The organism is Paenibacillus sp. V4I5 (assembly GCF_030817255.1).
In the GTDB taxonomy this organism is placed as follows: Bacteria; Bacillota; Bacilli; order Paenibacillales; family NBRC-103111; genus Paenibacillus_E.
This window is the reverse complement of record NZ_JAUSZB010000002.1, coordinates 949,403-970,819: the sequence shown is the minus strand read 5'-3', so window position 1 is coordinate 970,819 and position 21,417 is coordinate 949,403. Positions and strand designations below refer to the sequence as shown.

General features: G+C 41.8%; 25 protein-coding genes and 1 other annotated feature. Of the genes, 16 read left to right on the top strand and 9 right to left on the bottom strand.

What is annotated here, in order from left to right; genetic code table 11:
* Nucleotides 1-6 precede the first annotated feature (6 nt).
* The 4 genes from QFZ78_RS06465 (at nt 7) to QFZ78_RS06450 (ending at nt 4,115) form a co-directional block, all read left to right on the top strand.
* Nucleotides 7-681: a DUF4386 domain-containing protein gene (locus QFZ78_RS06465; protein ID WP_307546205.1), complete on the top strand. Its 675-nt coding sequence runs from the start codon at nt 7-9 to the stop codon at nt 679-681.
* A 40-nt stretch (nt 682-721) separates the two neighbouring features.
* On the top strand, nt 722-1,705 hold the full coding sequence (locus QFZ78_RS06460) for an NAD(P)-dependent alcohol dehydrogenase (RefSeq protein WP_307546204.1): 984 nt from the start codon (nt 722-724) through the stop codon (nt 1,703-1,705).
* A gap of 333 nt (nt 1,706-2,038) precedes the next feature.
* Nucleotides 2,039-3,517: an Lsa family ABC-F type ribosomal protection protein gene (locus QFZ78_RS06455; protein WP_307546203.1), complete on the top strand. Its 1,479-nt coding sequence runs from the start codon at nt 2,039-2,041 to the stop codon at nt 3,515-3,517.
* Nucleotides 3,518-3,623: 106 nt separating this feature from the next.
* Nucleotides 3,624-4,115 carry a DinB family protein gene (locus tag QFZ78_RS06450; protein WP_307546202.1) on the top strand — a complete coding sequence of 164 codons (492 nt, stop codon included), beginning with the start codon at nt 3,624-3,626 and terminating at the stop codon, nt 4,113-4,115.
* Between the two features lie 105 nt (nt 4,116-4,220).
* On the opposite strand, the gene QFZ78_RS06445 is transcribed toward QFZ78_RS06450, so the two are convergent.
* Both QFZ78_RS06445 and QFZ78_RS06440 read right to left on the bottom strand, forming a co-directional pair.
* Entirely contained in the window at nt 4,221-4,985 is a 765-nt protein-coding gene (locus QFZ78_RS06445) for an AIM24 family protein (protein WP_307546201.1), read from the bottom strand.
* 162 nt (nt 4,986-5,147) lie between these two features.
* Nucleotides 5,148-5,600, bottom strand: a complete 453-nt coding sequence (locus tag QFZ78_RS06440; protein ID WP_307546200.1) for an oxidoreductase — start codon at nt 5,598-5,600, stop codon at nt 5,148-5,150.
* On the opposite strand from QFZ78_RS06440, the gene QFZ78_RS06435 reads away from it, so the two are divergent.
* The 4 genes from QFZ78_RS06435 (at nt 5,589) to QFZ78_RS06420 (ending at nt 8,945) form a co-directional block, all read left to right on the top strand.
* Nucleotides 5,589-6,002 (top strand): Lrp/AsnC family transcriptional regulator, encoded by a 414-nt coding sequence (locus tag QFZ78_RS06435; protein ID WP_307546199.1) that lies wholly within the window; start codon nt 5,589-5,591, stop codon nt 6,000-6,002. The genes QFZ78_RS06440 and QFZ78_RS06435 overlap by 12 nt on opposite strands.
* 109 nt (nt 6,003-6,111) lie before the next feature.
* Nucleotides 6,112-6,534: a VOC family protein gene (locus QFZ78_RS06430; protein WP_307546198.1), complete on the top strand. Its 423-nt coding sequence runs from the start codon at nt 6,112-6,114 to the stop codon at nt 6,532-6,534.
* Between the two features lie 47 nt (nt 6,535-6,581).
* Nucleotides 6,582-7,001 carry a GTP pyrophosphokinase gene (locus QFZ78_RS06425; RefSeq protein ID WP_307546197.1) on the top strand — a complete coding sequence of 140 codons (420 nt, stop codon included), beginning with the start codon at nt 6,582-6,584 and terminating at the stop codon, nt 6,999-7,001.
* Between the two features lie 441 nt (nt 7,002-7,442).
* Nucleotides 7,443-8,945: an MDR family MFS transporter gene (locus QFZ78_RS06420; protein ID WP_307546196.1), complete on the top strand. Its 1,503-nt coding sequence runs from the start codon at nt 7,443-7,445 to the stop codon at nt 8,943-8,945.
* A gap of 62 nt (nt 8,946-9,007) precedes the next feature.
* Here QFZ78_RS06420 and QFZ78_RS06415 read toward each other — a convergent pair whose 3' ends face one another.
* Nucleotides 9,008-9,169: a hypothetical protein gene (locus QFZ78_RS06415; RefSeq protein WP_307546195.1), complete on the bottom strand. Its 162-nt coding sequence runs from the start codon at nt 9,167-9,169 to the stop codon at nt 9,008-9,010.
* Between the two features lie 330 nt (nt 9,170-9,499).
* Nucleotides 9,500-9,766 (top strand) — a binding site (T-box leader).
* A gap of 150 nt (nt 9,767-9,916) precedes the next feature.
* Here QFZ78_RS06415 and asd point away from each other — a divergent pair.
* Together asd and QFZ78_RS06405 are read left to right on the top strand one after the other, a co-directional pair.
* A complete protein-coding gene (gene asd, locus QFZ78_RS06410) occupies nt 9,917-11,002 on the top strand; it encodes an aspartate-semialdehyde dehydrogenase (protein WP_307546194.1) in 1,086 nt (361 codons plus the stop codon).
* A gap of 115 nt (nt 11,003-11,117) precedes the next feature.
* Nucleotides 11,118-11,252 (top strand): hypothetical protein, encoded by a 135-nt coding sequence (locus QFZ78_RS06405; protein WP_307546193.1) that lies wholly within the window; start codon nt 11,118-11,120, stop codon nt 11,250-11,252.
* Between the two features lie 117 nt (nt 11,253-11,369).
* Here QFZ78_RS06405 and QFZ78_RS06400 read toward each other — a convergent pair whose 3' ends face one another.
* Nucleotides 11,370-11,636 (bottom strand): winged helix-turn-helix transcriptional regulator, encoded by a 267-nt coding sequence (locus QFZ78_RS06400; protein WP_307546192.1) that lies wholly within the window; start codon nt 11,634-11,636, stop codon nt 11,370-11,372.
* A gap of 147 nt (nt 11,637-11,783) precedes the next feature.
* Here QFZ78_RS06400 and QFZ78_RS06395 point away from each other — a divergent pair, with 147 nt between their 5' ends.
* Both QFZ78_RS06395 and QFZ78_RS06390 read left to right on the top strand, forming a co-directional pair.
* The gene (locus tag QFZ78_RS06395) at nt 11,784-12,236 is read left to right on the top strand and encodes a cupin domain-containing protein (RefSeq protein WP_307555519.1); all 453 of its coding nucleotides are present in this window, start codon (nt 11,784-11,786) and stop codon (nt 12,234-12,236) included.
* 116 nt (nt 12,237-12,352) lie between these two features.
* Nucleotides 12,353-12,769 carry a hypothetical protein gene (locus QFZ78_RS06390; protein WP_307546191.1) on the top strand — a complete coding sequence of 139 codons (417 nt, stop codon included), beginning with the start codon at nt 12,353-12,355 and terminating at the stop codon, nt 12,767-12,769.
* A 138-nt stretch (nt 12,770-12,907) separates the two neighbouring features.
* Here QFZ78_RS06390 and QFZ78_RS06385 read toward each other — a convergent pair whose 3' ends face one another.
* Together QFZ78_RS06385 and QFZ78_RS06380 are read right to left on the bottom strand one after the other, a co-directional pair.
* Entirely contained in the window at nt 12,908-13,900 is a 993-nt protein-coding gene (locus QFZ78_RS06385; protein ID WP_307555517.1) for a metallophosphoesterase family protein, read from the bottom strand.
* Between the two features lie 35 nt (nt 13,901-13,935).
* Entirely contained in the window at nt 13,936-14,079 is a 144-nt protein-coding gene (locus tag QFZ78_RS06380; RefSeq protein WP_307546190.1) for an N-acetylmuramoyl-L-alanine amidase, read from the bottom strand.
* Nucleotides 14,080-14,309: 230 nt separating this feature from the next.
* Between QFZ78_RS06380 and QFZ78_RS06375 the strand changes: the two genes are divergently transcribed.
* Complete coding sequence (locus QFZ78_RS06375) at nt 14,310-14,516, top strand: hypothetical protein (protein WP_307546189.1); 207 nt, start codon at nt 14,310-14,312, stop codon at nt 14,514-14,516.
* 266 nt (nt 14,517-14,782) lie between these two features.
* Complete coding sequence (locus QFZ78_RS06370; protein ID WP_307546188.1) at nt 14,783-15,445, top strand: HAD family hydrolase; 663 nt, start codon at nt 14,783-14,785, stop codon at nt 15,443-15,445.
* Between the two features lie 129 nt (nt 15,446-15,574).
* Here the strand turns inward: QFZ78_RS06370 and QFZ78_RS06365 are convergent, their stop codons facing one another.
* Together QFZ78_RS06365 and QFZ78_RS06360 are read right to left on the bottom strand one after the other, a co-directional pair.
* Nucleotides 15,575-16,303, bottom strand: coding sequence for a GDSL-type esterase/lipase family protein (locus tag QFZ78_RS06365; RefSeq protein ID WP_307546187.1), 729 nt, complete (start codon nt 16,301-16,303; stop codon nt 15,575-15,577).
* 302 nt (nt 16,304-16,605) lie between these two features.
* Nucleotides 16,606-18,423 carry a LysM peptidoglycan-binding domain-containing protein gene (locus QFZ78_RS06360; protein WP_307546186.1) on the bottom strand — a complete coding sequence of 606 codons (1,818 nt, stop codon included), beginning with the start codon at nt 18,421-18,423 and terminating at the stop codon, nt 16,606-16,608.
* Between the two features lie 392 nt (nt 18,424-18,815).
* Here QFZ78_RS06360 and QFZ78_RS06355 point away from each other — a divergent pair, with 392 nt between their 5' ends.
* Complete coding sequence (locus QFZ78_RS06355) at nt 18,816-19,619, top strand: serine/threonine protein kinase (RefSeq protein ID WP_307546185.1); 804 nt, start codon at nt 18,816-18,818, stop codon at nt 19,617-19,619.
* Between the two features lie 283 nt (nt 19,620-19,902).
* On the opposite strand, the gene QFZ78_RS06350 is transcribed toward QFZ78_RS06355, so the two are convergent.
* Nucleotides 19,903-20,769, bottom strand: coding sequence for an EcsC family protein (locus QFZ78_RS06350; RefSeq protein WP_307546184.1), 867 nt, complete (start codon nt 20,767-20,769; stop codon nt 19,903-19,905).
* Between the two features lie 103 nt (nt 20,770-20,872).
* Here QFZ78_RS06350 and QFZ78_RS06345 point away from each other — a divergent pair, with 103 nt between their 5' ends.
* The gene (locus QFZ78_RS06345) at nt 20,873-21,412 is read left to right on the top strand and encodes an RDD family protein (protein ID WP_307546183.1); all 540 of its coding nucleotides are present in this window, start codon (nt 20,873-20,875) and stop codon (nt 21,410-21,412) included.
* Nucleotides 21,413-21,417 lie beyond the last annotated feature (5 nt).

Genomic DNA, 21,417 nt, shown 5'->3' with positions numbered 1-21,417 from the left:
GGAAAAATGGTTTCAAACAAAAAAATTGCAAGAAATGTGGGCGTATTATTTCTAGTTGCAACGGCTGCGTATATACTAGGTAATGGACTTATAGCTTCTATTGTAAATGTTCCGGATTATCTTATTCATGTTTATCCAAATAAAACCCAAGTGATCATAGGAATGCTCCTTGAGTTCATTAATTCCGCTGCCGTTGTTGGTATTGCAATCATGCTGTTTCCAATCTTGAAAAAGCATAATGAAACTATAGCTCTTGGTTACGTTGCTTTCAGGGTTATTGAGGCCATAATCCTTATTGTTGGCGCTATCAGCCCATTATTACTAATAACATTAAGCCAGGAATATATAGAAGCAGGAGCTCCAGACGCTTCCTATTTTCAAACGATAGGCGCGTTAGCAATAAAAGGGAAGTATTTGGCCTTTCAGGTGGCCATGATCGTTCTTAGTCTATATAGCCTGTTGTTTTGTTATTTATTATACCAATCAAAACTCATTCCACGTTTAATATCAATCTTTGGGCTTATTGGCTATGCATCGTTGTTAACAAGTGCCTTGTTAGAGATTTTCGGCTATAGTCCAGGGATCTTTTTATTTCTTCCAGGAGCCTTATTTGAAATCATACTACCGATATGGCTGATAGTTAAAGGATTTAACTCATTTGCAATCAAGTCCAATCAATAAAGAAAACCAGAACACAAATAGGTGATAAGGAGCAATCTTCATGAAGGCGATTGTATACACAAAATACGGAACTGCTGACGTTCTTAAACTCAAAGAAGTAGAAAAACCTACTCCTAAGGACAATGAAGTGCTGATAAAAGTGCATGCTGCATCCGTAAATTCATGGGACTGGGATCTCCTGAGAGGTGTACCGTTTATGGTCCGTCTCGAGGGGCTTCTTAAACCAAAATACAAAATACTCGGAGCTGACATAGCGGGGCGGGTGGAAGCGGTTGGTAAAGACGTAAAGCAGTATCTTCCAGGTGATGAGGTATTCGGGGACATTTCCGGGTGTAGTTGGGGCGGGTTTGCGGAGTATGTATGTGCTCGTGAGAATGCATTAACGCTGAAATCAACCAGTATGACATTCGAGAAAGCAGCGGCCATACCACAAGCAGGAGTCCTCGCCTTGCAGGGACTTCGAGATAAAGGACAGATTCAGAAAGGACAAAAGGTTTTAATTAATGGTGCGGGTGGAGGAGTGGGTACCTTTGCGGTACAGATAGCCAAATCATTCGGGGCTGAAGTAATTGGAGTGGACAGCACGAAGAAATTGGCTATGCTGAAATCGATTGGTGCAGACCAGGTTATTGATTACACGCAAGTTGATTTCACCCAAAATGGGCAGCGTTATGACCTGATTCTTGATGTTGCGGGATATCGATCGATTTTTGATTATAAGCGTGCATTAACTCCCAAGGGCACTTATGTCATGGTAGGGGGTTCCATGTCTCGAATCTTCCAAGTCATGTTCCTAGGACCATGGATTTCAATGACCGGGAATAAGAAAATGGGTATCCTCATGCACAAGCCAAACAAAAATGATCAAAATTTCATAAAGGAGCTTTTTGAGGCTGGCAAAGTAGCTCCAGTTATAGATAGATGTTACCCGTTAAGTGAGGTTGCTGAAGCTCTCCGGTATTTTGGTGAAGGACACCCCAAGGGGAAAGTCGTCATCAGTGTGGAACATAAAAACAAATCCTAATTCTCCCTCGGACTCATAGGGAAGCATTGTTTGATTTAGCTGATTTGTTGAAATTAAAAAATAGGCATGCTATGATATACCTAATTAAACGAATGGAGTTGAAAAGCATAATGTAATATTTCTTGCTAACAATATAAAATAATAAAACAATAAAAGCGGTATTTTTCGCATGTTTTTATTATTTATATGCAAGAAAGTTACTATATCTTTTCACTCAATCAATATATCCTTATCTAACACCATAATGGGGTTGGATTAACTGTATTTATTTGAGCTACAAGAAAAGTAACTTTCTTGTAGCTTTTTATATTTTTTATACAGGAGGATGCTTTCATGTCATTAATAAATGTTACAAACCTGACGTATGCCTACGATGGCAGTTACGATAATATATTCGAAAACGTAAGTTTTCAAATCGATTCCGATTGGAAATTAGGATTTACGGGAAGAAACGGTAGAGGTAAGACAACATTTCTGAACCTTTTGCTTGGTAAATATGAATACAGCGGAAATATTTCTGCTAATGTCAGTTTTGAATATTTCCCTTTTCATGTCGAAAATAAGGAAAATAATACGCTTGATATCATCAGCGACATTTATCCAGATTATCTTCACTGGAAATTATTGCGTGAACTTTCATTGCTAAAGGTTTCTGAAGATGTTTTATATCGGCCATTTGATTCTTTGTCTAACGGAGAGCAAACGAAAGTGTTACTGGCTACACTATTTATTAAGGAAAATAGTTTTCTGTTAATTGATGAACCCACCAATCATCTTGACATGAAAGGAAGAAAACTTGTCAGTGATTATCTCAAAACAAAAAGTGGATTTATTTTGGTATCTCACGACAGATCATTTCTTGATAACTGTATAGACCACATACTTTCCATCAATAAGACCAACATAGAAATTCAAAGAGGCAATTTCTCCGGTTGGTGGGAAAATAAAAAAAGACAAGATAATTTTGAGCTTGCAGAGAACGAAAAACTTAGAAAAGACATTAAGCGCTTGTCGGATTCTGCTAAACGGACGGGCAACTGGTCACACGAAGTGGAAAGCACAAAAAACGGAACAAGAAATTCCGGTTCCAAGGTAGATAAAGGATATATTGGCCATAAGGCAGCTAAAATGATGAAACGCTCTAAAGCCATTGAGAACAGACAGCAATCTGCTATTGATGAAAAGTCTAAACTCCTTAAAAATATCGAAAACTCTGACAGCTTAGAGATTTCGCAACTTGCTTTTCATAAAAACCAACTTGCTGAACTTGATCATGTTTCGATTTCTTACGGTGAGAAGATGGTTTGTGCAGATATCAGTTTTACTATTGAGCAAGGCGAACGAATCGCTCTTTCGGGTAAAAACGGCTCCGGTAAATCAAGTATCATCAAACTTATTTGCGGTGAGGATATAAACTATACAGGCACCTTCAGGAAGGATAGTCAGTTGAAAATATCCTACGTTTCGCAGGATACATCCCATCTTCAAGGTAATTTATCAGACTATGCTGCAAATAACGGGATTGATGAAAGCCTTTTTAAATCGATTTTAAGAAAGCTCGATTTTTCCAGAGTTCAATTTGAAAAGGATATTTCAGCTTTTAGCGGAGGGCAAAAGAAGAAAGTGCTGATAGCAAAAAGTCTTAGTGAGAAAGTTCATTTGCATATTTGGGATGAACCGCTTAATTTTATTGATATTATTTCCCGCATGCAAATTGAGGAGTTACTGCTTGAATACTCACCAACCATTCTTTTTGTGGAGCACGACAGGGAATTTTGCGAAAATGTTGCAACAAAGATCATTGAACTCTAATGTTAGTTCGTAATTGCCGCCAGGAAATAACCAAACTGAATCGCCTAAACTAACGAAAAAAACTATAGCGTAAACTGCAGTACATTATAACTTTGGAGGTGTGGTAGTGCTCACTAGTGTGAAGGAAGTATTACTAGATCAATTAGCCGCTTGTCATGATGATGAAAGTTGGTTTAAACCATCTGTAACGATTCTAAATGATGTAACTGTAAATGATGCAGTCTGGAAAGCAGATGACCATCCGCATTCCATCTGGGAGATTGCGAACCATCTCATTTTCTGGAATGAAATGTGGTTAAATCGGTTTATTAACGATGATGTGCTTGAAAGTAATACATTGAACGATGAAACTTTTGAATTGGATCACCTGAAGCAGAATGAAGCAAGTTGGAATGAGACCATTCGGAGATTAAGTGATGGATTTGTACACTGGCGAGAAGTTATTAAGAACTGTGACGATTCTAAACTGGAAAAAACAATACCGACCTATTTCAATGCTCAGTGGTGGGGTGTGATATCAAATTTATGTATCCATAACGCATACCATATTGGGCAGATGATGCTGTTGAAAAAGCAAGTACAGAAATATCGATCGTAACGAGCACAATAACATCATAAGAAGGCTGCCGACAGCAATGAATCGGCAGCCTTCTTCGCTATCGGGCAGCATTCTACGGACGGCTGCAGTGAAAGATGGTCGGACTTATTTGTAGGTAGACAACGGCGCTAGCCAAACGAGACCCGTCCCCCGGTACACGTTGACAAGCCCCTCACCAGATGCGGCTGATCCGAGCAGTGTTTTGCCAGACCTTTCAACCGTAAAGTCCAACGAATGCGACCACATCATCGCAAAATTTCCGTCCACTTTCAAGACATCATTCGTCAGCTCCACAATTACCGCTTCTTCCGACGGGATCGGCGCTTCCAATACGAGCACTCCCTTGCCTTTAGCGCTAAGATTAAATAATCCTTCTCCTCCCAAAGCGGCTGACGACAAGTTCTTGCGGGATACCACTTGTGTTTGCAGCGTCGTCTCGCAGGCTAAAAACAGCCCATCATCCAGGACAATATGATCGTTGTCGACATCGATCAGCCACAAATATTTGAAGGTCGGCTCCATCATGATGGTGCCTTTCCCTTTATAAACGGGCTTGACTGCGCTCTCCCCGGTTACAGCGCCTGAAACAAGATTTCGGAATAAGCCTCCCGCTCCTTTAACCCCTGTCGTCATTTCGATACTGCCAACATAATATTGCATTGCACCGGCGCTCATCATGATCTCACCGTTCAACTCAATCATGACTTGCCTTTTTTTCATATTGCTTTTGCTCATGTAGAAGTTGGACTGTGCGTCAGCAATCGTTGTACTGCTCAAATCCTGCTTATACTCAAGCACACTAAACGGCCCCAATTTCTCTTTTATCTCGACGTTGCTGTTATCCGTTAAATTACTAATTGTAAATGTCATTCTGATTCCTCCGTAGTTTTTAATGGCGATTATCGCGTTCGTCGTACTTTTAGGCGAAATCTATAAATCTAACATTCATACGTATTAAAATGAGAAAAGTTACACGACCTGAAGCTCCCATTTTCCGTAAAACTCTGAATCTAACGATATTTTAGAAACGAATCAAATCAAATGCTTTAGATGAAGTGCAGGCTTATAGGGTGTCATGCTAATTCCGGATTGTAAACGTTGAATAAAATCCGGGTTTGCGAGGAGCGGACGCCCGATTGCAGCTAAGTCAATCGTTCCCTCAGTTACTGCGGCGGAAGCAGAACCAGTATCTAAATTCCCTACTCCAATTATAATTCCACTCCAATATTTCCGCACAGTTTGATGGAATGTCATTCCGTTGGTGAAGACCTTTGTGAACTGATTGGTTGATGGGTGAAGGATCGTAAGACCTATATCTTTAAAAATATGAATATAGGCGGCTAGTGTTTGTTCAGGATTATCCCACGTAAAGTCTGGAATATCATCCTTCATTTCTGAAAAACGAACGACCGTCCTCTCCGCGCCTATTTCTGTCACGACTGCAGTTAGAAGCTCTTTCATGAAAATATTATTATGATTCTTCAAGATCAGGCCAGAATTTCTATGACGGAGTTAGGGAAAGCCGTTGCGCTATCACAGCCAGCAGTGACAGAAAGAGTACGGAGGATGGAGGAAAAAGGGATTATTGATCATTACCGTGCGGTTGTCTCTCTTGAGAAATTGAACAAATCGATTGTTGCCTACTTATTATTTCACACGAAGGGCTGCGAGAATTTTGTTGATCATTGCAAAAATTCGCCTGATGTTCTCGAACTTCACCGTATAAGCGGTCAGTACAATTTCTTGGTAAAGGTGGTTAGCGAATCGCTGCAATCCATCCAAACCGTTATTAATGAAATGGGTAAGCACGGAGACTCGACGACGTTGATTGTTCTGTCTTCACCAATCGAACATGGTAAGGTTATTCCTGATATTCAGGATAATTAAATAGAAACCTGCATTGCTTGACGGAGGATGATTGCTGTTGAATACAGAAATTTATGATAAAATATAGGTTAAATGATTCAGAAAGTCCAAAATCTGGGGGGTTATGAAAATGGTTCAATCAATCGTACATATCGCTCTAGTTGTAAAAGATTACGACGAGGCCATAGAGTTTTATACTAAAAAGCTAAATTTCACTTTAGTTGAAGATACTTATCAGCCAGAACAAGATAAACGGTGGGTAGTCATCTCTCCACCTGGTTCAGTTGGCACCACGATATTACTTGCAAGAGCATCTAAACCTGAACAAGAGCCGTTTATAGGTAACCAATCTGGCGGTAGAGTTTTCCTGTTTTTAAACACGGATGAATTTTGGAGAGATTATAATGAAATGATCTCAAGAGGAATAGAATTTGTGAGAGAACCAACAGATCAATCGTATGGAACGGTCGCAGTATTTAAGGATTTATATGGGAACCTATGGGATTTGCTAGAGCTGAAAGAAGATCATCCAATTTTCAAACGAATTAAGTAGATGTCTGGATTCTAGAATATAGCAGAACTAATTAAGGAGTTGTGAAAATGAGTACTTTAACGAAAGCAATACTAATAGCCGCGAAAGCTCATGATGGTCAAACAGATAAAGGTGGAAATCCATACATATTGCATCCTGCGAGATTAGCAACAAAAGCCAACAGCGAAGAAGAATCAATTGTAGCAATTTTACATGATGTTGTAGAAGATTCAGATATTACTCTGTTTGATTTAAAGAATGCAGGTTTTAACGAAGATATTATAGAAGCTCTTGATTGCCTTACTAAAAGAGCAGATGAATCATATGAAAGCTTTATCAAGAGGATCAAATTAAACCCCCTAGCGACGAAAGTAAAGCTTCTGGATCTAGAGGATAATAGTGATATTGGTCGTATTCCTAACCCAACTGATAAAGACTATGCAAGGATTGATAAGTACAAGAAGGCGATTGCAGAACTAAAATTCTAACACAACAAGTTATTTTATGAGATAAGAGAAGTGACGCTTTAGTACGTAAATACAACATGAGAGGATTGCAGATGTAATGAATGATACGGTTAATCTTACTATTGGAGGCTCCTATGTTTTTGCTCCAGACAATCCAAGAAAGACGAAGAATCGTGGTAGGAAATGCACAATCCTTTCTTTCGAGTTAAATAAGGATTATGAACTAGAAGTTAGGGTTGTATATCATGATACGAATAGAGAAGCCCTATTACAAGTAAGTGATTTAAAGACAATAACGGAATGAAACAAATAATCTAACTGCATGAATCATGAACATCTTCCAGCCTATTGACAAATAAACAATATTTCGTTAGCATCATTGTGAATCGGACAATTGTCCGTTAATTTTGGCATTAGACAAGAGAGAGCCAGTAGAAGGCTCGAATCGGATGGAGGGAAGACATGTCTTCAAATAAAGCTAGTGCAGAAACAGAAGCTCCGTTTTCAATGCGGAGTATATTAGGGCCGTTGGTTGCAATTGTTGTCGGGATTTTCATGGTAATTTTGGATGGAACGGCGGTAAACGTTGCTCTCCCCAAGCTGCAGGAAGAATTCAAACTATTGAACTTGTCCTTAGTACAATGGACCGTGATTGGATATGCGCTGGCACAAGCAGCGGTCATTCCTTTAGCGGGCTGGCTATCGGACAGATTTGGCGCCAAGAAAATATTCTTGATCTCGGTAGGTCTATTCACTATTGGTTCTGGTCTATGTGCGTTGGCTAATACGGTTGAAATGCTGATTACTTTCCGTATCATCCAAGGCCTGGGTGGCGGTGTTGTTGTACCGATTGCCATGGCGTTCATCTATCGTCTGTCGCCCCCGGGAAAAGTAGGGGCAGTCATGGGCATGATGGGGATTCCGATCTTGCTGGGTCCGGCGCTAGGACCTGTCGTTGCAGGCTGGTTAGTTGAATATCACAGCTGGCAATGGATATTCCTGATTAACCTTCCTATCGGTGTAATCGGTATTCTCCTCGGAATCCGTACATTACCGAATATACAACGGCAGTCAGTTGCATCCTTGGATTTACTTGGCATGCTGTTAGGGCCAATTGCCTTTGCAGCGCTAGTGTATGGCGTTTCTAATGGTGGTATTGACCCGGTCACCGGGAAATCCACGTGGACGGATGCGGATACGCTGATAGGCTCAGGTATCGGTATTGTGGCGCTTATTTTATTCGTTATTGTGGAATTAAGACGTGAGAATCCGCTGCTTGAGCTTCGCGTTTTCCGCTCTGGTAATTTTACAAAAGGGATCATTGTACAATGGATTTCACAGATTGCGATGTTCGGAACCATGTTCCTGGTACCCCTTTATTTACAACAGGCCCATGGCTATAGTCCATTGAAAACAGGGCTCATCATGCTTCCGCAAGCTCTGGCTTCCGGTTTATTTATGCCAATTGGCGGTAAACTGTCAGATCGCTTCGGAGCGCGTCCGCTCGTCTTGGCGGGTATGGCACTTACAACGATTTCAGCCTTGTTATTGTCCAATATGTCTGGCGATTCAGGGGTAGGTACTGTGATGCTTCCGCTTGCACTGCTTGGCGCGGGAATGGGACTGTTTATGATGCCTCTCAATAATCACTTGATCCAATCCGCTCCACAGAATTTGGTTGGACGTGTAACGTCGCTCACGAACGCTGCACAGCAAGTTATGATGTCCTTTGCTATCGCTATTTTGATGACGATCTTTACAACAAAGATGAAAAATCTAATGGTTGAATCAGGTAAGCAAAAGCCGGATTTAGACTTGTATGCATCTTCCTTTGGGTACACTTTCTTGATTCTGCTGGGTATCGCGGTTGTCGGCGGATTGCTTGGTCTTATGCTTCAAAAGCCCAAGAGGGCGGAAGGCGAGTCCACGGACGGTGCAGAAATTCCAATTATGGTTGGTCATTAATCTAATAGAAAAACGAAAAGCCCGGTCCAAATGGAACCGGGCTTTTTCGCATCATAAGATGATTATTGATTTTGTGAATTGCTGCTGGAGGATTGATTTTCTTTAAATGCCTCTGCTGCTTCCTCTGCGGAAAATTCTGTATCATCTTTACCTGGGACAGGCATTTTGTTTAACTCCGTAGACTGTACTTCTGCCTTTGTTGCCTGATTATCTTGATTGGGCATATGACACCTCCTTTTATTAAAATAACAACAAGGAATAGTTTTCCACCATATGAAATTTTTATACCGATTACGGCGAGTTTAGTCTACGTGCTGAAAGACTAGGCAGTGGAACGGGACGTGTCTATACCATAACTTACATGGCAACAGACCATGCAGGCAATAAAAAGTTGACCTCTGTAACGGTCACCGTGCCGCATGACCGATCAGGCAATAAGTAATTCCATTTATTTGGTTTGAGGGCACTGAAAAGGCCATGATTTTTCTATGTTTTCGAATTTTCAAAAATTATGTTTACCTTACAAGGAATATTTGATAATATAATCGCAATAATCAAATGCGATGAAGAGAAGAGTAAATAAATGAATTCTTTCACAGAGAGCTCCGGATTGCTGAAAAGGAGTAAAGGGTACGTTATTGAAAAAAGCCTCAGAGCAGCACATCGGATCCTTTTGAAAAGGGTGATGGTGTGTCAGGAGCTCCTGTTACAGAGCTAAAGTATACGCATTACATGGTAATGCCGTACTTGAAGAGGCTGATATGGCGACATATTAGCAAATTTGGGGTGGTACCACGAGTATATACAATCTCGTCCCTAAGACTGATTATAGTCTTGGGGGTGGGATTTTTTTTATTGGTGCATAGGAAGTAAAGCTTACGTGCAATATGCGGTACACCGAATCAGACTGTTTGAATATATATTTAGGGGTTCCCCTTCATCATGCTAAATTGAAAGGATTTGAATATCTTATGTCAGAAAAACTAAAGGTTGGTATTGTCGGAGGAACAGGTATGGTTGGTCAGCGGTTTGTTCAGTTGCTGGATCAGCATCCTTGGTTTAAAGTAACGGCCATCGCCGCTAGTAGCAGTTCGGCAGGTAAAACATATGAAGAATCTGTGCAAGGAAGATGGAAGTTGTCTACCCCAATTCCTGAGGAAGTGAAAAATATCGTCATTCAGGATGCATCGAAAGTGGAGGAGGTTGCCGCTCAGGTCGATTTTATTTTTTGTGCAGTGGATATGAAAAAGAATGAAATTCAAGCGTTGGAAGAGGCATACGCAAAAACGGGCACACCCGTTATTTCCAACAATTCAGCTCACCGCTGGACGCCTGACATCCCGATGGTCATTCCGGAAGTTAATCCAGGGCATATTGAAGTGATTGCTGCTCAGAGAAAGCGGCTTAGAACCTCCACCGGCTTTATTGCCGTTAAGCCCAATTGTTCAATCCAGAGCTATGTGCCGGCCCTTCATGCACTGCTAGATTATAAACCTAATATAGTGGTTGCATCGACGTATCAGGCGATTTCCGGAGCCGGTAAAAACTTTACCGATTGGCCTGACATGTTAGATAATGTCATTCCTTATATTGGCGGCGAGGAAGAAAAAAGCGAGCAGGAGCCATTGCGTATATGGGGCAGCATTGTAAATGATGAAATTATTAAAGCAAGTGCCCCTTTGATTACAACGCAGTGTATTCGCGTTCCAGTAACGGATGGACATTTGGCAACCGTATTTGTATCATTTGAGAAAAAACCTTCGAAGGAAGAAATTCTAGAACGCTGGCTGCAATTCAAAGGACGACCACAGGAGCTTGGTCTGCCAAGCGCACCAAAACAGTTCATTACTTATTTTGAAGAAGAGAACAGGCCACAGACTAAACTTGATCGTGAAATTGAGCGCGGAATGGGTGTTTCGGCGGGGAGATTGCGCGAGGATTCCATATACGATTTTAAATTTGTAGGACTATCACATAATACTTTACGCGGAGCAGCGGGCGGTGCTGTGCTGATCGCCGAACTGCTTAAAGCGGAAGGGTACATTCAGTCAAAGTAGAAGCATTCTTATTGATTTGAATAGGTAGATTTAAAAAAGTCAGACCATGAATTTTTATCCATATTCTAAGGCAAACTAAGCATTGTTCGCTCAAAAAAATGTGGAGGTGTTCGTAATGCGTCAGGTAAACAAAACAATGATCGTTGCATCAACAGCAACCGCGGCAGCAGTCATGGGATCGGTTATTTATGGCGTTTACAGGGCAAGAAACAGCAACATTCTTGAGCGGATAAAAAACAGATTGACCTAAGGAAAGGAGGCGGGAGACCGCCTCCTTTATACATGCACTGAATTATACCGAAGTGTCACTGGATAGATCCGGTGGCGCTTTTTTTGTTACGTAAAAAAGGTAGAAAAAAACCCGGATTTAAGACGCTGGTTCTTCTTGTTTTCGCTCATTGTGAATTTCTCCCCATGCACACATGACTTCTGCTACAGGAATCAATATTTTGCCATATTCACTAAGCGAATATTCTACTTTTGGAGGGATGGTAGGGTATACCGTTCTTTCGATCACGCCTTCTTGTTCCAAGTCTCGAAGATGCTGTGTCAGCATTTTTTGAGAGACATTAGGTATTAGCTTTTCCAGATCGTTGAACCGCTTGGTTGATTCCATCAAATGCCATAAAATCATCGCTTCCATTTGATTGTAGGATAAAGAACTGAGTTCAAATGAACTTTCGGTTCCACTTTTTTGCTGGCGCTACCCACCTGTTATAAGTGTATAATATAATAGAAATTTTATAGAGAAAGAAATAGAGAGAGAGTGAGAAACCATATGATTACAAAATCCTTATCCCCCTTAGTTGCAGCACTAGACTTAAAGCCACATCGTGAAGGCGGCTGGTACAAGGAGATTTGGAAAGCTTCCTTCGAAATTCCAAAAGAGGTGCTTAGTGAAGCGTACTCAGGTTCCCGATACGCGGCTACTTCCATTTATTTCGTGCTTCATCCAGAAGAGTTTTCAGAGTGGCATAAGGTATTATCGGATGAACTTTGGCTCTGGCATTCAGGTAGTCCGCTGTTGCTTACACTTGGAGGTACAAAGGACAAGCCTGAGGAAACACAAGAGATCATTCTCGGACCAGATGTCATCAATGGACAGTGTCCACAAGCCTTAGTTCCGGCCAACGTTTGGCAGACGGCAAAACCGCTTGGAAACGAGCCTGTTTTTGTCTCCTGTGTTGTAGCGCCGGGGTTTCATTATGATGATTTTATGTTAATCAATAAATAAGCTAAATAGCTGAATAGACATCAAGAGAAGGCTGCCGACAACAATGGATCGGCAGCCTTCTCTGCTAACAGGTAAACACTTGTAGATGTTACGACGAATGAAGAAAGGAGAAATTTATGAGAAAAAGATTAATGAACGTGATGGTTATATGTCTTACTTTTTTATTTGTATTTAGTTTGATTGGTTGCAGTAATACTGTAAAGAAAGTTTCAACGGATGTAACCTTTGAGCAAACAATCGATGGAAAACTTAACAATATTACTAAACCAAAAGATTATACAGTATCACTATCCTCTAATCCGTATGACTATATGAAAGGTTTAGATAGTAATAAGGATTACCAATACATTGTTTTGCAAGGAGAAAAGTCTTTAAATTATATGCTCAATAAATTTGCTAATAGTGATAATAATGGATTAGAAGAATATATTATGGCAATCGCCTGTTCTGAAATATTAAAAGAGAATCCTGCTTTTAAAAAGTGGGCTTCTGGGAGGGAATGGTATGATAATCATATTAGAGCGCGTAAGTAATGTTATCTCGTAATCTTTTTAAATTATGACATAACTGCTTTAGAGACTACTAAAAAACGCTGCCAAAGTCGGAGTATTGTGGACAAACCCAAATAGACCAGTCGCGTTAGGTGGCTGATCTATTGGGTTCCAGATTACTCACAGGCTTACGGTATAATCAGCTTCCGGGATCCAGGTTTGAGTATGAAAATCTCTTCCACGTATATGAACACGATCCTCGTATACATCGATAACCAAGCCCTCCGAACGGGTTTCTTGAATCGGCCGGTCGTTGCTATCGTAGGGATAACTAACGGAAGAACTGTTTACCATCGTGAACACATCCCTGACAATCGTGGTGGGTAGACGCAGTTCCCAATGAGTATGCCCTGAAAGGAAAATTACTTCCGGATATACGGATAATAGCTGTTTCAATTCTATTTGCTGCACAACGCCACGCTCTACGCTGCCTGATACTGTGCCTTGAAGCGGCTGATGAAGAAACACGAACATAGGCCTGTGCGGGGAATAGTTTTCTTGAAGCTTCTTCTGCAGCCAGCTTAACTGAGCAGAGGATAACCAGGCATCTTCGTAGTTAGACGGATCGGATTGTCTATACTGTTCGGAACCTAGAAAAATGAAATGATATCCTTGAATCCAACTGTTGTAATAAACGTTAGAGATTCCTGTGTGTGACAGAAACCGTGCTATGGACGCTCGATCCGATTCACCGTTGGGAAAAGTACTTGGCGACCAGTCCGCATTAGATTTGTAATAAGCTTTGTAAAATTCGTGGTTGCCTAACGTATAGTAGACTGCCTTCGGTAGCGGATACTTCTGTAGAATAGAGTTTAACATAGCATAATCATCAGGACGCCCGTCCCCAAGGTCACCGTTAATCACTAAGGCGTCCAGATTAGGGTTCAACCGATATAAATCTTCTAACGCTGCGCTGAATTTACCCTGAGCTTGCGTATCCCAGTACTGAACATGAATATCGCTGACGACGGAAAAGCTTAAATGAGGAGATTGGCCTGAAGCTTTTCTCAGCTCGTCAGCTAGACGGTTGATCTCATCTTTTTCCTTTTGGGATCTGACGAGATTCCAGCGCGGCCGAAGAAAAGATTCTATAATTTTGACAGTATCTTTCACACTAAGCAACCGCTACCTCCCCCTTAACAATAAGTTTAATCCTGGGACTGACCCGAAGCTTTCCTTAACTCATTGGCAAGCCGGTGAATTTCATCCTTGTCCTCTTGCGAGGTGACGAAATACCACATCGGGCTTAAAAAGGTCTCGATGATTTTATTGGCATCTTCCGGGCTTAACACTGGATCCCCTCCCAAAACCAGGCTGTCCATCTATTTCTACAATATGTAGAATCCGACTTCAATGAAATGAGTAAGGCACACATTTTTGAAATATTAGTAGGAAAGTTTTCATGGGTCTTTCCACTAATGAGAAACGATTAGTTAAAAATCTAATGCTGAAAAAGGATTTGTTCATAATTCAACGAATTGTGTATTATTTTGGTAATATTCAAGAGGGGAAGAGTGGTTGAATGGGTTCGCGTTTAATGCATTTGATAATTGCAGACCGCGTTGCATCGGAACTAAAAATCGCAGATAGAGCTCGTATTTTATTAGGCTCAATTGCTCCAGATGGTGATGAAGTTAAGGGGGAAACCCACTTTAAAGGAGCGAGGTATTCATTCTCTGACGGAGCTCCATCTGAGTATGGGTGTTTTAACTCTAAATTAGCTTTCTAATGTGCGTGAGGATGATAAAATGTCGAAGAGAAAGCAGATTTGGATTATATCCATCACGTCATTGTTGTTGATTTATTTGTTTATCTTTCCCTATCCAACGGCTGAATTAGCTGTAAGGAGCATTTATTTGGGTGAAGAAAAATTGGTTAGGTTATCGTGTGATTACTGATGGAACTGGACCATGATTTAACGAATGCACTGCGGTCTATTATTGATAGACACCAGTAGGAACAATTAAATAGAAATATACCTAAGGGAGTGAACATGTGACTATTAAAGCAGTATTATTCGACTTTGATGGGACTCTGGCCGATACGTTGCCGCTGTCTTTTTATGCTTTTAAATTTATCTTTAAAAAGTACGATAATAGGGATGTAACTACAGAAGAACTAATCTCTATGTTTGGGCCAACTGAAGACGATATAATTTCTATTAACCTTTTAAGAAAAGAATATGTTGCAGAAGCAATCTCTGAGTATTATCAAATTTATAAAAAGGACCATGCCTCTCAAGTACATATGATTGACGAAATACAAAAGCTTTTAATGTATATAAAATCGAATAACATAAAAATGGGAGTAATCACAGGGAAAAGTAGAGCGGCATTTCAAATATCCTCAGACTCACTGAACTTATCACATTTCTTTGATATTGTGATTACTGGAGATGATGTACAGAAACCCAAACCTAATCCAGAAGGTATTTTTACAGTATTGGAGTTTCTTGGAGTTTCAAAAGATGAAGCTGTTTTTATTGGAGACAGCAATGCTGATATAAAGGCGGGCAAAGCAGCAGGCTTGCGGACTTTTGGAGTACAGTGGCTATCTACCTATCAAAGCACCCATTTTGAAATTGAGCCAGATTTTGTTTTCACTAAAATTGATCAGTTTCTAAAGATACTTGAAAGTGAACTAAATCAAAATAAATAGTTGATTACTTTCTTTACTCGGCTATGCGTATAAACATGAACGTTAAAAAAGCTGGTACATTTCATGAGCACATTTGCATGCCTGAACATCTACCAGCTTTTTATAACATTTATTCATCCATTTTGCTTGTTAGTTGACTTCTTGGATTGCATTACCAGCTAAGTCGGCGAGCAGTTGTTGCCCTTCCAAATTAGGATGAACATCTTCATGAAGAATAAGGAGATTTTGTTTCCCGATAAACGCTGTGAATGCATCAGCAATTTCGATGCTTGAATCTGCCCCAAAAGAACGGATCGCTAGGTTTGCTCCATATAACAATGCACCGGCTTGTGCATCTTTACCGTAAAAAGGATTATAAATCGTATATAATATAATCGGTTTATCTGTCAAAGTGCGAATTTCAAAAACAAGTTGCTGTAGTTTTGTAACAAGATTTGTCGTGATATTTTGCATTAAAGATACATCCTCGAGTGTAGGTTGATAATTGGGAATCGTTATTATCTTGGCAATAATCGGACTTGCACCCTTTAAAAAGTCGGCACTTCCGATATTAAGTGTGATCACATCGGCATGACGAACTGCTTGACGATACTTTTCAGTTTTAAGAAGAGTTAGGAGGTCAGATGACGTATCTCCCGGAACTCCAAGATTTCGTACACGGTACTTTTCGCCTTCCACTACTAACTCTGGAAATGCGTCTTTTGACGGGTGATTGTTTTTTGTGTCTAAGTTATACCCAAAAGTGATGGAATCTCCGAGAGCAACAAGAGATTTTTGTTCTTGTGCAAACGCTGTCGGTACCATAATCACAAAACATAATACAAAAGATAAAGCCAATTTTACTGTAGATTTAAACATAGTTTCCTCCTTGGTAGTTTACGTGATACACAACGTATCAATCATAAACTAACAGTCCCGAAATGTCTGTCATATTTCGCCGTTTTGGCATTAAAACTACATACATGCAATTTTGGGTAACGAGAACCGGATCATTCGTTGGTTGGATATACGGTTTGCCGAGTATACCTTGTCTTTCGACAGAAGCATGAGAATAATGTTCAGATCGTCAGTTATTTGGTCAAGTAGGAGTCTAGATGAATCAGATGGAGCCTGCCGCTGTTTTATAGGGAAGGCTCCTTCAGTTTGTGAAATGCTGACTATTAAAGAAAACGCAATCCGTTTACTATCACGTGAATATGATCTAGATCCGCCCAAAGGATGAAGTAAGGATACGTATTGCCGTTAATAACTACAGGCTTTGGATATATAGCGATGAGTGCGGACTGCCGACGAAACTCAGGCGCTTGGTCCGCGGAGGGGAAAATATAGCAGGCTTCCTGACCCTGTACTCGTCCTGGAACAATTCGCGGTGAAGAGCCATACGGCATCAGCTGATGATGAGCTTCCGAGCGGCAAAGCTCATGAAACGGCAGGTCGCTGGCCAGGGCTGAGATTCCGACGAAACCGCTCGCACCTTCGAACCTGGTCTCACTCACCGGTCGCCAGTCCACGGGGTAGGGGAAGCTGACCTCGTACGTCGAGCTGCTGAACTGGGTGTAAACTTCCGTTGGAACGGCTCCGTGTGACCATTGAACGGCTGTGATGGACCCTGCCTCTGTAACAACGCGGATCGGTGCCGGATGATGGATATTGATGACCCATAGCTCGCTAGAAAGCCCCTGTCCTCTACAGCCTGACAGGTATGCGATGGCTTCACCATCAGGGGACCACGCGACAGGAGTCGCAAAGCAATCGGAGACGGCATGGATTTGTTGGACGCCGCCTTGGGAATGTTCAGTCCGTATCGTGGAGAAGTAGCCTTTACGTTCGACAAATTCGGTTGTGCTGTATGCGATGGCGGCACTATTTGGAGCCCAAGCCGGGTTATAATTTTTCGCTAATGGCCCACCTTTGAGTTCGGACACGTTTCCTGTTGTGATTTCGACAACATAGATGATGGAGATGCTTGCGCCTGGAGAGGTGAAGAGGGCATAGGCACCGTTCGGGGAGAGTTTTACCTCGTTCATAGGACCGATTGTATTGCGCGTTATTTGGCGCTGGCCGGTACCGTCGACTCGAATTTCATAAAGCTGATCGTTCCCCGAGGTGTCCTGGGCCGCAAATAATAGTTTATCGCCGGAGGGAAACCACTGCACATGCTTAGCGCCGGATAAGGGTAACGTTCTGGCGGAGAAGGTGGTCAGCTCATAGAGCACGATCCGGTTCTGCTTCGTATAGCCGATCCGCGTGCTGTCAGGGGACCAAGTGAGAGTGGTATAGGGCTCTAGTTGATCAATCTGCGTCAAGGTTCCCAGCCGAACGTCTAAGACAAAGAGAACGCCCTGCATTCCGATATACGCGATCCGGCGATTATCCGGTGACCAATAGGGAACGGAATGAGCATCGGCCTGCTTTTTGCCAACAGCTGTGGATTGACCGCTTAACGGATCGTACAGCCATAGATCATATGCGCCGCCAAAGTTAGAAACGTAGGCAAGCTGACCAATTCCGCCTGGAGGAGCATAAGGGACGATGAGGCGCATGCCCACGGTGATCAAGTCAGAAGGCAGTTGATTCACTTGGCGGATCAGCCCAGGTCTTCGAACTCCGCCCGTCATTACATTATATCTGCTGGCGATTGCGTATAATGTGTCCCCGGGTTGTACCACATAGTACGGGACACCTGGCGGGACCATCAGCCATTGATCGACATATATCGTGTATGGCGGTAGCAATCGATTGACTTGAATAATAGCTGCCATAGGGATGCCATACATTTGGGCAAGGGAGTAGACGGAGTTCCCGGGTTTGACCTGAACGGTTACAACGCCGGACGGCACCGAAAGTTGCTGCCCGGGATAGATAGTATTGGGAGACTCGAGGTTGTTTGCGGCGATTAAAGCAGCGATGGGCACTTCCCACCTCTTAGCGATCGCTGACACCGAATCGCCGGGTTTCACGGTATAGAACGTCTGCACGAAGAAGACCTCCTCTTAAACACCTTTTGATACCCAGTGTATTCAGAGGAAGAACGATGCAGAAGAACTTACGGATGTTGTACACAGTTGTTTTAATCCACGATGCCTGGTGATTTTCCATTGCAGTTCATCCAAGAATTTGTTAAGAGAATAAACTGGTTTTCTTTGCCAGCTCGCGTTCAACCATTTGCTTGCCGCGGTGAGCACTTGCCGATCAAGGGAGCAGATAAGCGCCCGCTCGGCAACCGTTGCGTCGATGTTGTCATCATCTTGTTTTACCATATGGTAAACGATAGATGAAAAAAAACAAATTTTTCAACCGAATGATTGATTAGCTAAACCGGGCCCTCCTATGGTATTTTTTAAGGTAGCAGGAAGGAGGGTTCTTAACCATGTTGGCATATTTGAAACGAGTATATGAAGCATGGATCGACTATCCTTTGAGCTTAGGTAAGGTGATTCGAGATCAATATCAGATTGAACGTTTCCTGGGGATGGGAAGCTATGGATTAACATACTTATGTCAGGATAGGAAGTCCGGTCAGGAAGTCGTTGCTAAGCAAGCTAAACCGAGTAAAGGGCGCTTGGGTCAAAGCCTTTTGCGCCGGGAAATAGAGATCATGAGTCAGTTAGAACATCCCTCTATTCCAAGGTGCTACACATCTTTTAAAGAATCTAATCGATTGTACATGATAACCGAATATATAAAAGGTCGGACAGTGGAGGATTTAATATTTGAACGGGGAGCTCGATTTGGAGAAAGGGATGCGATTTGCCTAATACGCAGTTTACTGGATATCGTGCGCTTCATCCACGAGAAAGGCATCGTTCATTTGGATATACGAATTCCTAATGTCCTTTTATACGGGGAACGTATGACCCTGATTGATTTTGGTTTAGCCGCTCGCTTAGGAGAGCCAGCTCTGTTAGAAATTGGACCTGATGAAGAGCTCATACGGAGAAGAACCGTAGCTGTCACTTCAGATCTATATGCAATCGGTCACTTTTTACTATTTATGCTCTATTCGACATATGAATCGATCGATGGTCAGGAGGACTCCACAATTGGATGGGAGGAGGAGCTGTCGGTAACGAGGCAGACGAAGCAAGTGATTCGTAAATTACTGCAAATCGATCCGCCGTACGTTAACGCGCAGTTATGTATCGAGGATCTGGACGCGCTATTAAAGGATTAAAAAAACAAAAAAGCCACTTTCGCGGCTTTGGATTAGCTGGAACTTCGATGACTATTTTTATAGTAACGATGTCCTTGAGAGTTGTGTCCATACCCCGCATGGTCACTAGAGGAGTATCGGCGATTATTATAGGTTTTGTAATTAGAGCTACTATGTCGATAATGTCTGCGTCGTTTGGAATGAAAAAAAGATCCTAGTAGTTTGCGAAACAAATATTTGAGCAACTTTCATTCCTCCTTTGGCTTTTTCTTATTAATACGAAAAGGTATTCCAATGGTTTCAGCTAGTCATCCATTTGGGCGTGTAAACGTTCAAGAATACGTCGTTTGCGATACAGCATTCTCGCAGCTTCGCCAACATCCTTCAGCGTTCCGCGATTGATCCAAGCGCCAAAGAGGATTCCGGCAATAGGAATGAGTTGGAACAGCTTTTTCCAACCCCAATTATCGCGGTAAGTGGCGAATACCTCGCGCCACCCCTGAAGCTGAGAGATGATTTGTACATTCTTCTTATCCGGGGAAGTGTATTCCGCCAGCTCTTCGAGAATGGCCTTTTTACCGACAATGTCGGAGGACGAGAATTGCAGGCATTTGATCGTGAATATCCGCTCCTGTTTGTCTTTGGGATCATATCCATAGCAGATCGCAATTTCTTGAATAGTTTTCAAAGACAGGCCAAGAATGGCCGGAATATCGATGGCGAGTGTCAGAATCCCGCCTATACCAGTTGTTGCACCTTGAATAGTAGCCAGATTTGATCGATTTTGGACAATTTCATTTGCCGTTTGATCCATCACTTGAAGAGGTAATGTTCCCACTTTTTCTATCGTAAGACCCTCTGTATGATCTGTTAAGTTTCCCTCGACTCTATTGCGAAGATGCATATCTTCAATGTACCGTAATGTTCCTTTTTCAGAAATCAGATAGCGGCCCCCTGCCTGCAAATAATTCCCAAGCTCGTCCAATGCTTCACCTATTTTCTTATTCAAAAACTTCGGCGTTAATCGGTCCAATACTTGAAAAGGAAGCCTTCCGATTTTTTCCCAAAACCAAAGATCTTTCTGTTCAGCTTCCCATGATTCTATCTCATGAAGTTCTTGAAGCAGCTCAGTTCTTGTTTCCGGAAGGTGATCTTGTCCAGGGTTATTCATGCAATTCACAACTCCTTTCTTCATCGTATACGTTTATAATCGCTTTTGGATGCATAGGTTCTGATATATTTTTATGATATCTAAACGAGGGAGCTGAAAATCAGTGGATGAACGGATACATGAAAATCTAAAGTGCGTATCGTTTGGTATCCGCATTATCGCCTTTTTTTGGGATTATCTTATTATTTTGGGCTACATCATCCTGTTAATCGGAGTATCTTTTCTTGCACGGCCGCAGGTGATTCCGCTGTTTACGACAAATCCCTTGTTGGCGGAGATCACTGGGTTTCTATTCATTACACTTCCTGTATATCTTTATTTTGCCGTGTGTGAGGGGTCGAAATCGCATGCAACATGGGGTAAACGAAAAATGGGGATTGTGGTGGCTGGCGTTTACGGTCAACCAATCGGATTCGGATCCTCGCTTATTCGTTCTGCCCTTAAATTCATCCCTTGGGAGCTAGCCCATTTCACCATTTGGCACATGGTGATCCCTTCTGAGTACCCTAATTATTTAATTTATTCATTATTGGGGACGGTCTACGGTCTGGCACTTATTTACTTGATAAGTCCATTATGGAGCAAAAATAAACAAACTGTTTACGACTCTATCGCGGGGACTGTTATAAGGTATAAGGATTAAGGATT

Bases quoted from the DNA above. Each gene is read 5' to 3' on its own strand.
- QFZ78_RS06465 (WP_307546205.1), top strand. From the start codon at position 7: ATGGTTTCAAACAAAAAAATTGCAAGAAATGTGGGCGTATTATTTCTA.
- QFZ78_RS06460 (WP_307546204.1), top strand. From the start codon at position 722: ATGAAGGCGATTGTATACACAAAATACGGAACTGCTGACGTTCTTAAA.
- QFZ78_RS06455 (WP_307546203.1), top strand. From the start codon at position 2,039: ATGTCATTAATAAATGTTACAAACCTGACGTATGCCTACGATGGCAGT.
- QFZ78_RS06445 (WP_307546201.1), bottom strand. From the start codon at position 4,985: ATGACATTTACAATTAGTAATTTAACGGATAACAGCAACGTCGAGATA.
- QFZ78_RS06435 (WP_307546199.1), top strand. From the start codon at position 5,589: ATGATTCTTCAAGATCAGGCCAGAATTTCTATGACGGAGTTAGGGAAA.
- QFZ78_RS06430 (WP_307546198.1), top strand. From the start codon at position 6,112: ATGGTTCAATCAATCGTACATATCGCTCTAGTTGTAAAAGATTACGAC.
- QFZ78_RS06425 (WP_307546197.1), top strand. From the start codon at position 6,582: ATGAGTACTTTAACGAAAGCAATACTAATAGCCGCGAAAGCTCATGAT.
- QFZ78_RS06420 (WP_307546196.1), top strand. From the start codon at position 7,443: ATGTCTTCAAATAAAGCTAGTGCAGAAACAGAAGCTCCGTTTTCAATG.
- QFZ78_RS06415 (WP_307546195.1), bottom strand. From the start codon at position 9,169: ATGCCCAATCAAGATAATCAGGCAACAAAGGCAGAAGTACAGTCTACG.
- asd (WP_307546194.1), top strand. From the start codon at position 9,917: ATGTCAGAAAAACTAAAGGTTGGTATTGTCGGAGGAACAGGTATGGTT.
- QFZ78_RS06405 (WP_307546193.1), top strand. From the start codon at position 11,118: ATGCGTCAGGTAAACAAAACAATGATCGTTGCATCAACAGCAACCGCG.
- QFZ78_RS06400 (WP_307546192.1), bottom strand. From the start codon at position 11,636: ATGATTTTATGGCATTTGATGGAATCAACCAAGCGGTTCAACGATCTG.
- QFZ78_RS06390 (WP_307546191.1), top strand. From the start codon at position 12,353: ATGAGAAAAAGATTAATGAACGTGATGGTTATATGTCTTACTTTTTTA.
- QFZ78_RS06375 (WP_307546189.1), top strand. From the start codon at position 14,310: ATGGGTTCGCGTTTAATGCATTTGATAATTGCAGACCGCGTTGCATCG.
- QFZ78_RS06365 (WP_307546187.1), bottom strand. From the start codon at position 16,303: ATGTTTAAATCTACAGTAAAATTGGCTTTATCTTTTGTATTATGTTTT.
- QFZ78_RS06355 (WP_307546185.1), top strand. From the start codon at position 18,816: ATGTTGGCATATTTGAAACGAGTATATGAAGCATGGATCGACTATCCT.
- QFZ78_RS06350 (WP_307546184.1), bottom strand. From the start codon at position 20,769: ATGAATAACCCTGGACAAGATCACCTTCCGGAAACAAGAACTGAGCTG.